This is a genomic window from uncultured Campylobacter sp., from assembly GCF_937997465.1.
In the GTDB taxonomy this organism is placed as follows: Bacteria; Campylobacterota; Campylobacteria; order Campylobacterales; family Campylobacteraceae; genus Campylobacter_A.
The window spans coordinates 1-1,612 of record NZ_CALKTQ010000074.1; the positions used below are offsets into that span (position 1 = coordinate 1).

Here is a 1,612-nt window from a genome sequence, read left to right on the forward strand (position 1 = left end):
CACGCGTGAATACGCGGCGAGCTTCGGTAAAATTTCAAACTAAAGAATCTAAAAAGGATAGAAAATGAAAAAATATATCGTCATCACCGGCGCAAGTTCTGGTATCGGAGCGGCAGCGGCAAAGGCGTTTGCGAGGCGCGGAGAAAATTTGATCCTAATCGCGCGCAGAGCGGAGCTGCTGCAAAAGATAAAGGACGAGATCGCTAAAATTTCGCCCGTATCGGATGTAGTCGTTAAAATTTGTGACCTTGCGAATAGCGAGAACGTCCTAGCGCTTTGGGACGAGCTAAAAAGCTACGAGCTAAAGGCGCTCATAAATAACGCCGGTTTTGGGGATTACGGCGCGGTCGGCGAGCGCGATCTATCCAAAATCTCGCAGATGCTACAGCTCAACATCATTTCGCTCACGCTGCTAAGCTACCTCTTTGTGCGCGATTACAAGCATAAGCCCACCCAGCTCATCAATATCTCCTCCGCTGGCGGCTACAGCATGGTGCCAAACGCCGTCACCTACTGCGCGAGCAAGTTTTTCGTAAGTGCCTTTACCGAGGGCTTGCACCGAGAGCTGGCGCAGGATAAAGAGGCCAAAATGCAGGCTAAAGTTCTAGCGCCCGCCGCTACTAGGGCGGAGTTTGGTCCCGTGGCGACGGATGACGCAGGCTACGACTACGACATGGCTTTTAAGCGCTATCATTCAAGCGAGGAGATGGCGGAATTTCTGCTCGCGCTTTATGATAGCGACGCATGCGTGGGCGCGGTGGATCGAAACAGCTTCGAGTTTAGCCTGCAAGCTGCGCGATTTGACTACGCAGGCAAACGCCGATAAAATTTATGCGTCACGCGACGAGGCGTAAAATTTAGAATAACGCAGCGCCTGAGCTAAATTTGAGCTCAAAGCGCGTTAAAATTTAAAGAAATTTAAGGAGCGAAAATGGGTAAAACGGCTTTGGTCGTGGGAGCTACGGGAGCTGTCGGAGGCGAGATCGTTCGCGGGCTTTGCGAAAATGAAAACTACGATAAAATCATCGTTTGGGCGCGTAGGGAGTTAAAATTTAGCCACGAAAAGCTAGAGACGCAGATCGTAAATTTTAGCGACGTAAAAAACATGCCGCCGCGCGAGGTAGACGAGATATTTTGCGCGCTGGGCACGACGATGAAGCAAGCCGGCAGCCGCGGGCAGTTTTATAAAGTGGACGTGAGCTACCCAGTAAATATCGCAAAATGGGGTATCGCATCAGGCGCTCGCCGCTTTGCGCTCATCTCCGCCTACGGTGCGGACGAGCGGTCGAGATTTTTTTATCTGCGCGCAAAGGGCAAAGCGGAGAAAAAGATCGCCGCGCTAAAATACGAGAGCGTGCAAATCGCGCGGCTACCTGCGATAAAAAGCGAACGCGAGCAGGTGCGTATGGGCGAGCTCTTTACGATTTGGCTGTTTGGGTTTTTGCCGAAATTCATCTTAACGAACTACCGCCCGATGAGCGCGAAAGATATCGCGGCTTCCGTCATCGCCGCCGCGCAGACGGAGGCTAAGGGCGTGCAAATTTATCATCCCAGAGAGTTTATTTAGAGGCAAAAAGCGTAAAGGCGATTTTGGCTTTAAGCTTTTAAAAAC

2 protein-coding genes are annotated in these 1,612 nt (G+C 51.2%); both read left to right on the forward strand.

What is annotated here, in order from left to right:
- Nucleotides 1-64: 64 nt before the first annotated feature.
- The gene (locus Q0546_RS02175) at nt 65-826 is read left to right on the forward strand and encodes an SDR family NAD(P)-dependent oxidoreductase (RefSeq protein ID WP_298790115.1); all 762 of its coding nucleotides are present in this window, start codon (nt 65-67) and stop codon (nt 824-826) included.
- A gap of 105 nt (nt 827-931) precedes the next feature.
- The gene (locus Q0546_RS02180; protein ID WP_298790117.1) at nt 932-1,567 is read left to right on the forward strand and encodes an NAD(P)H-binding protein; all 636 of its coding nucleotides are present in this window, start codon (nt 932-934) and stop codon (nt 1,565-1,567) included.
- The last annotated feature ends 45 nt before the right edge of the window (nt 1,568-1,612 follow it).

Coding starts and splice junctions, on each gene's coding strand:
- Q0546_RS02180 (WP_298790117.1), top strand. CDS start 932: ATGGGTAAAACGGCTTTGGTCGTGGGAGCTACGGGAGCTGTCGGAGGC.
- Q0546_RS02175 (WP_298790115.1), top strand. CDS start 65: ATGAAAAAATATATCGTCATCACCGGCGCAAGTTCTGGTATCGGAGCG.